Annotated in this window: 2 tRNA genes and 3 rRNA genes; all 5 read left to right on the top strand. The window is 49.6% G+C overall.

What is annotated here, in order from left to right:
• Window positions 1-3 precede the first annotated feature (3 nt).
• Window positions 4-75 (top strand) — tRNA-Glu (locus tag ACIY14_RS09430).
• Between the two features lie 242 nt (window positions 76-317).
• Window positions 318-1,866, top strand: a 16S ribosomal RNA gene (locus tag ACIY14_RS09425).
• Window positions 1,867-1,917: 51 nt separating this feature from the next.
• Window positions 1,918-1,990: transfer RNA gene (locus ACIY14_RS09420), tRNA-Ala, on the top strand.
• Window positions 1,991-2,112: 122 nt separating this feature from the next.
• A 23S ribosomal RNA gene (locus tag ACIY14_RS09415) occupies window positions 2,113-5,013 on the top strand.
• Between the two features lie 76 nt (window positions 5,014-5,089).
• A 5S ribosomal RNA gene (gene rrf / locus ACIY14_RS09410) occupies window positions 5,090-5,205 on the top strand.
• Together the 16S, 23S and 5S rRNA genes with 2 tRNA genes alongside form the textbook arrangement of a ribosomal RNA operon.

Here is a 5,205-nt window from a genome sequence, read left to right as displayed (position 1 = left end):
CAAGGTCCGTTGGTCAAGGGGTTAAGACACCGCCTTTTCACGGCGGTAACACGGGTTCGAATCCCGTACGGACTATGGTATATTGCGGATGGAACACTTGATGAAAAAAGTTCAAAAAAGTTTCAAAAAAGTGTTGACAGAGAGAGTTAGCTGTGATATACTAATATAGTTGTCGCTTGAGAGAGATTGAGTGACAAAGACCTTTGAAAACTGAACAAGACGAACCAATGTGCAGGGCACTATAACTAAGATTATAGTACTGAACAATGAAAAAACAATAAATCTGTCAGTGACAGAAATGAGTGAGAACTCAAACTTTTAATGAGAGTTTGATCCTGGCTCAGGACGAACGCTGGCGGCGTGCCTAATACATGCAAGTAGAACGCTGAAGCTTGGTGCTTGCACCGAGTGGATGAGTTGCGAACGGGTGAGTAACGCGTAGGTAACCTGCCTGGTAGCGGGGGATAACTATTGGAAACGATAGCTAATACCGCATAAAATGGATTATCGCATGATAATTCATTGAAAGGTGCAAATGCATCACTACCAGATGGACCTGCGTTGTATTAGCTAGTTGGTGGGGTAACGGCTCACCAAGGCGACGATACATAGCCGACCTGAGAGGGTGATCGGCCACACTGGGACTGAGACACGGCCCAGACTCCTACGGGAGGCAGCAGTAGGGAATCTTCGGCAATGGACGGAAGTCTGACCGAGCAACGCCGCGTGAGTGAAGAAGGTTTTCGGATCGTAAAGCTCTGTTGTAAGAGAAGAACGAGTGTGAGAGTGGAAAGTTCACACTGTGACGGTATCTTACCAGAAAGGGACGGCTAACTACGTGCCAGCAGCCGCGGTAATACGTAGGTCCCGAGCGTTGTCCGGATTTATTGGGCGTAAAGCGAGCGCAGGCGGTTAGATAAGTCTGAAGTTAAAGGCTGTGGCTTAACCATAGTACGCTTTGGAAACTGTTTAACTTGAGTGCAAGAGGGGAGAGTGGAATTCCATGTGTAGCGGTGAAATGCGTAGATATATGGAGGAACACCGGTGGCGAAAGCGGCTCTCTGGCTTGTAACTGACGCTGAGGCTCGAAAGCGTGGGGAGCAAACAGGATTAGATACCCTGGTAGTCCACGCCGTAAACGATGAGTGCTAGGTGTTAGACCCTTTCCGGGGTTTAGTGCCGTAGCTAACGCATTAAGCACTCCGCCTGGGGAGTACGACCGCAAGGTTGAAACTCAAAGGAATTGACGGGGGCCCGCACAAGCGGTGGAGCATGTGGTTTAATTCGAAGCAACGCGAAGAACCTTACCAGGTCTTGACATCCCTCTGACCGCTCTAGAGATAGAGCTTTCCTTCGGGACAGAGGTGACAGGTGGTGCATGGTTGTCGTCAGCTCGTGTCGTGAGATGTTGGGTTAAGTCCCGCAACGAGCGCAACCCCTATTGTTAGTTGCCATCATTTAGTTGGGCACTCTAGCGAGACTGCCGGTAATAAACCGGAGGAAGGTGGGGATGACGTCAAATCATCATGCCCCTTATGACCTGGGCTACACACGTGCTACAATGGCTGGTACAACGAGTCGCAAGCCGGTGACGGCAAGCTAATCTCTTAAAGCCAGTCTCAGTTCGGATTGTAGGCTGCAACTCGCCTACATGAAGTCGGAATCGCTAGTAATCGCGGATCAGCACGCCGCGGTGAATACGTTCCCGGGCCTTGTACACACCGCCCGTCACACCACGAGAGTTTGTAACACCCGAAGTCGGTGAGGTAACCTTTTAGGAGCCAGCCGCCTAAGGTGGGATAGATGATTGGGGTGAAGTCGTAACAAGGTAGCCGTATCGGAAGGTGCGGCTGGATCACCTCCTTTCTAAGGATAAGGAACTGCGCATTGGTCTTGTTTAGTCTTGAGAGGTCTTGTGGGGCCTTAGCTCAGCTGGGAGAGCGCCTGCTTTGCACGCAGGAGGTCAGCGGTTCGATCCCGCTAGGCTCCATTGGTGAGAGATCACCAAGTAATGCACATTGAAAATTGAATATCTATATCAAATAGTAACAAGAAAATAAACCGAAACGCTGTAGTATTAAAAGAGTTTATGACTGAAAGGTCAAAAAATAAGGTTAAGTTAATAAGGGCGCACGGTGGATGCCTTGGCACTAGGAGCCGAAGAAGGACGTGACAAACGACGATATGCCTTGGGTAGCTGTAAGTAAGCGATGATCCAGGGATTTCCGAATGGGGGAACCCAACAGGTACTACCTGTTACCCATATCTGTTAAGGATATGAGGAGGAAGACGCAGTGAACTGAAACATCTAAGTAGCTGCAGGAAGAGAAAGCAAAAGCGATTGCCTTAGTAGCGGCGAGCGAAACGGCAGGAGGGCAAACCGAAGAGTTTACTCTTCGGGGTTGTAGGACTGCAAAGTGGACTCAAAGATTATAGAAGAATGATTTGGGAAGGTCAGCCAAAGAGAGTAAGAGCCTCGTATTTTAAATAGTCTTTGTACCTAGCAGAATCCTGAGTACGGCGGGACACGAGAAATCCCGTCGGAATCTGGGAGGACCATCTCCCAACCCTAAATACTCCCTAGTGACCGATAGTGAACCAGTACCGTGAGGGAAAGGTGAAAAGCACCCCGGGAGGGGAGTGAAATAGAACCTGAAACCGTGTGCCTACAACAAGTTCGAGCCCGTTAATGGGTGAGAGCGTGCCTTTTGTAGAATGAACCGGCGAGTTACGATATGATGCGAGGTTAAGTTGAAGAGACGGAGCCGTAGGGAAACCGAGTCTGAATAGGGCGCATTAGTATCATGTCGTAGACCCGAAACCATGTGACCTACCCATGAGCAGGTTGAAGGTGCGGTAAGACGCACTGGAGGACCGAACCAGGGCACGTTGAAAAGTGCTTGGATGACTTGTGGGTAGCGGAGAAATTCCAAACGAACTTGGAGATAGCTGGTTCTCTCCGAAATAGCTTTAGGGCTAGCGTCGACATAAAGATTCTTGGAGGTAGAGCACTGTTTGGGTGAGGGGTCCATCCCGGATTACCAATCTCAGATAAACTCCGAATGCCAAAGAATTATGGTCGGCAGTCAGACTGCGAGTGCTAAGATCCGTAGTCGAAAGGGAAACAGCCCAGACCACCAGCTAAGGTCCCAAAATAATTGTTAAGTGGAAAAGGATGTGGGGTTGCACAGACAACTAGGATGTTAGCTTAGAAGCAGCTATTCATTCAAAGAGTGCGTAATAGCTCACTAGTCGAGTGACCCTGCGCCGAAAATGTACCGGGGCTAAAACAATTTACCGAAGCTGTGGATACCTTTATAGGTATGGTAGGAGAGCGTTCTATGTGTGGAGAAGGTGTACCGTGAGGAGCGCTGGAACGCATAGAAGTGAGAATGCCGGTATGAGTAGCGAAAGACAGGTGAGAATCCTGTCCACCGTAAGACTAAGGTTTCCAGGGGAAGGCTCGTCCGCCCTGGGTTAGTCGGGACCTAAGGAGAGACCGAAAGGTGTATCCGATGGACAACAGGTTGATATTCCTGTACTAGAGTATGTAGTGATGGAGGGACGCAGTAGGCTAACTAAAGCAGACGAATGGAAGTGTCTGTCTAAGCAGTGAGGTGTGAATTGAGTTAAATGCTTAGTTCTATAACATTGAGCTGTGATGGGGAGCGAAGTTTAGTAGCGAAGTTAGTGATGTCACACTGCCAAGAAAAGCTTCTAGCGTTTAAACATACTCTACCCGTACCGCAAACCGACACAGGTAGTCGAGGCGAGTAGCCTCAGGTGAGCGAGAGAACTCTCGTTAAGGAACTCGGCAAAATGACCCCGTAACTTCGGGAGAAGGGGTGCTGACTTTAGGTCAGCCGCAGTGAATAGGCCCAAGCAACTGTTTATCAAAAACACAGCTCTCTGCTAAATCGTAAGATGATGTATAGGGGGTGACGCCTGCCCGGTGCTGGAAGGTTAAGAGGAGTGCTTAGCGTAAGCGAAGGTATGAATTGAAGCCCCAGTAAACGGCGGCCGTAACTATAACGGTCCTAAGGTAGCGAAATTCCTTGTCGGGTAAGTTCCGACCCGCACGAAAGGCGTAATGATTTGGGCACTGTCTCAACGAGAGACTCGGTGAAATTTTAGTACCTGTGAAGATGCAGGTTACCCGCGACAGGACGGAAAGACCCCATGGAGCTTTACTGCAGTTTGATATTGAGTGTCTGTACCACATGTACAGGATAGGTAGGAGTCTAAGAGATCGGGACGCCAGTTTCGAAGGAGACGTTGTTGGGATACTACCCTTGTGTTATGGCCACTCTAACCCGGATAGGTGATCCCTATCGGAGACAGTGTCTGACGGGCAGTTTGACTGGGGCGGTCGCCTCCTAAAAGGTAACGGAGGCGCCCAAAGGTTCCCTCAGAATGGTTGGAAATCATTCGCAGAGTGTAAAGGTATAAGGGAGCTTGACTGCGAGAGCAACAACTCGAGCAGGGACGAAAGTCGGGCTTAGTGATCCGGTGGTTCCGTATGGAAGGGCCATCGCTCAACGGATAAAAGCTACCCTGGGGATAACAGGCTTATCTCCCCCAAGAGTTCACATCGACGGGGAGGTTTGGCACCTCGATGTCGGCTCGTCGCATCCTGGGGCTGTAGTCGGTCCCAAGGGTTGGGCTGTTCGCCCATTAAAGCGGCACGCGAGCTGGGTTCAGAACGTCGTGAGACAGTTCGGTCCCTATCCGTCGCGGGCGTAGGAAATTTGAGAGGATCTGCTCCTAGTACGAGAGGACCAGAGTGGACTTACCGCTGGTGTACCAGTTGTCTTGCCAAAGGCATCGCTGGGTAGCTATGTAGGGAAGGGATAAACGCTGAAAGCATCTAAGTGTGAAACCCACCTCAAGATGAGATTTCCCATGATTATATATCAGTAAGAGCCCTGAGAGATGATCAGGTAGATAGGTTAGAAGTGGAAGTGTGGCGACACATGTAGCGGACTAATACTAATAGCTCGAGGACTTATCCAAAGTAACTGAGGATACGAAGCGTGAGGTTTACTTGGTATTTGATAGATATTCAATTTTGAGTAGGTATTACTCAGAGTTAAGTGACGATAGCCTAGGAGATACACCTGTACCCATGCCGAACACAGCAGTTAAGCCCTAGAACGCCGGAAGTAGTTGGGGGTTGCCCCCTGTGAGATATGGAAGTCGCTTAGC

Origin of the sequence: Streptococcus sp. ST16 (genome assembly GCF_046098135.1) — a bacterium.
Lineage (GTDB): Bacteria > Bacillota > Bacilli > Lactobacillales > Streptococcaceae > Streptococcus.
This window is presented reverse-complemented; position numbering and strand designations above follow the sequence as displayed.